Here is a 4,359-nt window from a genome sequence, read left to right as displayed (position 1 = left end):
ACCCAAGGTAGAGAATTTAGTGGTAAGCGTAAACCCATCGCAGAATCACCAGGGGCAAGAAACATGTCACCGCGTCTAAATTCCCAGGTACTGCTACTCCAAGCATTTCGTTGATAGCTCCAATGCAATGGCAACACATAACCGATTGCTTCACCCAACTCACCAGTCAGTACCTTTGTTAAACGCTTACGTTCTAAATCATCTTTAAGGTCTGACTTCATCGGATCTAGGTTGTTAGGTACCAACCCTTCGGCTAGCAAGTAATAAAGTGGATCTTCAAAGCCAGCACGGATGTGGCTGCCTTTTAGACCTAGTCGTTTTGCAAGGTCACGTATGAAACTGTCAGCATTTTCAAGATTTAAACCATAATCTTTATTTTCGTCAGCTAATAATTCTGGATTACGCCAAACTGGTTTACCGTCTTTACGCCAAAAACATGCAAGTTGCCAACGTGGCAAAGGCTCACCTGGATACCATTTACCCTGACCGAAATATAGCAAACCACCTGGTGCAAAACTGTCGCGTAATCTTCTAACTAACTGACCCGCTAGTTTCCGTTTTTCCTCACCATCTGCATCAATATTCCACTCTGGTGCATCCATATTATCAATTGAAATAAAGGTCGGTTCGCCACCCATGGTTAAGCGCACATCACCGGCCTCTAATTCTGCATCAATCTTTTGCCCGAGCGCGTTGATTTGCACCCATTGTTCTTCACTATACGGTTTGGTCACTCGCGGGTCTTCGTGAATACGAGTCACGTTGTTGCTAAAACTAAACTCGATATTTGCATTTCCTGTGAAGCCACCAGTCACTGGTGCAGCGCTCACATAGTCAGCCGTGCAGGCAAGCGGAATATGCCCTTCGCCAGCGAGTAAGCCAGAAGTGGCATCTAAGCCTATCCAGCCTGCACCAGGAATGTACACTTCAGCCCAAGCGTGCAAGTCAGTAAAGTCAACTTCAGTGCCTGAAGGACCATCTAGGGATTTCACATCAGCGGTAAGTTGCACCAAATAGCCAGAAACAAATCGAGCAGCCAAACCCATGTGGCGCATTGCTTGCACGAGCAACCATGCAGAATCACGACAAGAACCCAGTTTTTTCTCTAACGTTTCTTCACAAGTTTGAACACCCACTTCCATTCGGATGGAATAATTAACCGTCTGATTAACACGCTGATTAAGGTAAACCAAGAAGTCTACAATGCCTTTTTTACCAACATCAATTTCAGCAAGCCAGGCTTTAAATAGCGGGCCGTTTTCGCGGATTTCTAAGTATGGTGCGAGTTCTTTAAGTAATTGCTCAGGATAGGCAAAGGGGTAGTTCTCAGCGTATTCTTCTAAAAAGAAATCGAAAGGATTAATCACAGTCATTTCTGCAATTAAATCTACTTCAATGGAAAGTTCGGTCGATTTTTCAGGGAATACAACACGCGCCAGATAATTACCGAATGGGTCTTGCTGCCAGCTAATAAAGTGATTTTCAGGCAATATTTTAAGTGAGTAAGCACTTACAGGCGTGCGAGAGTGCGCGGCTGGGCGTAGGCGAAATACATGAGGGCTAAGTTGCACGGGGTTATCATAGTGATAAGCCGTTTTATGATGGAGTGCGACTCGAATAGTCATTAATTAGTCACTTTCTGTTGAGTCGTCATAGTGGTGCGGTTAGCTTGAACTTTCAGCTTGTAATAAGCGTAAATTCTCTTCAACACCCGCAGCTTCAGTCAGTTCTGCCACATTTTGCTTAGTGAAAAAACCATCAAAGTCGCCAAAGCGTTGTACGTACTCAATAATGAGTGAAGAGTGTTCAGAAGCGCTTGAGAAAATTTGTTTGAGACCTTCTTCACGTGAGCCTATCACGTCTAACAAAAAGTCTTTGCCTCTTTCTCTAATCGCATCCACTACGTAATCAATATTAATTTGACCATTGGTTTCACCATCAGCCACACCAAGTGCAATATGGTGTAAACGTGGACCGTAATTGCGAACAAAGTTTTCAGTTGGCGATGGCAAGCCAACTAAGTGATTGACAAAATAAGGGTGATTTGCAGCAGTAAATACTTTTGCTGGGCTTTTTTGCTCATTACTATAATGCGCACTTTTTGTTACATTGGTCGATGAGTTCTGGCTTGCAATGTCGTATGAACCCCAATAGTAATAGCTGGAAAGCGTTAAGTATTCTAGTATCGCCACCTCACGATTCTGGCTGTAGATTCTGGTTGCTAGGTGGTCAATTGGTAAAATCAGTTTATCCAAACCTAGCTTAGCTTGCGTTTCTTTGGCTTCTAGATAACCACGGTTCACATCTTCATGAATCACACTCACGCCCAGCGCATAAATACGAATATCCTCAACAGGACGCTCCCAATAGCCCACAATGTTATGCGTATAGGGCGATGGCTTAACGATAGACATATTGCCCGGCAACTCTAATTTGCGAATCTGATCTTGATTGAAAAAGCGAATCTCGCGCGCTTTCTGTAACTCAACGACTTCATGCTGATTGGTTACGCGGAATATCTCGCCCATATAGCGCGAGTTTGGTTTATGCGCTCCGATTGGGTAAACCTCGTTTAAGCTTCGAAAGATGCCGTGTGTATTAGGATTACGCACTTCTCGCACCATAATGTCAGGCGAATTCATATCAATACGCAGAATATGCGTCCAATGCGATTCGGATTCTAGCGTCACCAAATAATGGTAAGGCGTCATCAAAGCTAATTCGCTAATGTAAGCCACCGAGCAGCCTGGCTCAACAGTAATCATCATGGCGTCAATTTCATGCACCATATCGGTTAAGCCAATGCGGTCGCGGTCTTCCAATAGCTTGGGTAGAAATTCTTCAAACCAAGGTGAATTGACCTTGTCGCCATGACGTTGGTATTGCAATGAGTTCATTAGGACATCCGAAAAGTGAAATGAGATTAGTTAAAACATTTAAAAACCTTACCTTGCAGTTAATTCATATTGCAATTAACTCTGGCTTTGCTGAAATGCAGGCTCTACTTCCTCATCATTTGCTGATTCACCATTTGTTGAATTAGTAGCGGGGGCATTTAGGTAGGCGCGCTGAATTTCAAGACCTAAGCGGTTGTTGTGCCTGAGGAACGCTTCTAAAAACTCATGCAATCCGCCTCGGTAAATGTCCTCGATACGCCCGTAATGCAAGGTTGAATGCATTTCACCCGCGAGGCGTTTACATTCACGGCCTGCATCACCCGTGAGTTGGTCGAGTATCGTGGTCAGTTCATCCATACAAGCGTGTAGCGAACGTGGCATGTCGTGACGTAAAACCAGCAACTCAGCCACGCGCAACGGCATCACCGCATCGCGATAGACTTTTAAATAAGCTTCATAAGCACTGGCAGAACGTAACAGTGCGCTCCATTCGTAATAATCTACCGCGCCACCGACATCGCTGGCTGAAGGTAATAAGAGGTGATATTTCACATCGAGCAAACGTGCCATGTCATCGGCACGTTCGATAAATCCTCCTAAGCGCGTGAAGCGGAAGCCATCATCACGCAACATGGTGCCGTAAGTCACACCGCGGAACAGATGTGAACGTGATTTCACCCAATCGCAGAATTCTGACAAGCCACTGTCCAAAATCAGCTTTTTGTCCATTTGCTGAAACTCTAGCCACAAGCTATTGATGTTCTCCCACATTTCAGAAGACATCGCCACTCGCACTGCATGTGCGTTCTCGCGCGCGGCACGTAGGCAGTTGTATATGCTTGATAAATTGCGACTATCCATCGCAATGTAGTAAATCACATTGTGCGCAGTGACTTCATCGTAAGCTTTATGAAAATCTTCTACTGTGTCAGAAATATGTAGCAACGGTACCCAAAGCGCAGCTTCACTTTGCGCAGCATTTTGTACCAAGGACATGCGATAAGTCACATCCAGCATACGCGCCATGTTTTCAGCACGTTCAATATAACGTGCCATCCAATATAGGTGATCAGCGGTACGGCTTAGCATTGCAGCACCCATGTATCTTTAGTGCCGCCACCTTGCGATGAGTTCACCACTAAAGACCCTTCATTCATGGCCACACGGCACAATGCGCCTGGCACTACTGAGGTTGTTTTTCCTGTTAAGACATAAGGGCGAAGGTCCACATGTCGGGGTGCAACACCCTGCTCTACCATGGTTGGGCAAGTAGAAAGCGCGAGAGTCGGTTGCGCAATGTAATTATCTGGATTCGCCAAAATGCGTAATCTAAATTCTTCTACCTGCGCTTTGCTTGAAGTTGGGCCAACCAGCATACCGTAGCCGCCAGAGCCTTGTACTTCTTTCACAACCAATTCTGCAAGATTATCCAACACAAATTTCCTGTCATCTGCTTTGCTTA

At 45.1% G+C, this 4,359-nt stretch carries 4 protein-coding genes; all 4 read right to left on the bottom strand.

The features are described from left to right. A partial coding sequence (locus tag HOO90_RS02510) for a transglutaminase family protein (RefSeq protein ID WP_292839145.1) occupies nucleotides 1-1,625 on the bottom strand: 1,625 nt, incomplete at its 3' end. A 39-nt stretch (nucleotides 1,626-1,664) separates the two neighbouring features. After that, entirely contained in the window at nucleotides 1,665-2,897 is a 1,233-nt protein-coding gene (locus tag HOO90_RS02505; RefSeq protein ID WP_292839143.1) for a hypothetical protein, read from the bottom strand. Nucleotides 2,898-2,972: 75 nt separating this feature from the next. Continuing rightward, entirely contained in the window at nucleotides 2,973-3,986 is a 1,014-nt protein-coding gene (locus tag HOO90_RS02500; RefSeq protein ID WP_292839141.1) for an alpha-E domain-containing protein, read from the bottom strand. Further along, on the bottom strand, nucleotides 3,980-4,359 hold a 380-nt coding region (locus tag HOO90_RS02495), incomplete at its 5' end, for a circularly permuted type 2 ATP-grasp protein (protein WP_292839139.1). The genes HOO90_RS02495 and HOO90_RS02500, both read right to left, overlap by 7 nt.

It is taken from the genome of Methylotenera sp. (assembly GCF_013141425.1).
GTDB lineage: Bacteria > Pseudomonadota > Gammaproteobacteria > Burkholderiales > Methylophilaceae > Methylotenera.
The sequence above is the reverse complement of the archived record's forward strand: the minus strand, read 5'-3'. Positions and strand labels throughout refer to the sequence as shown.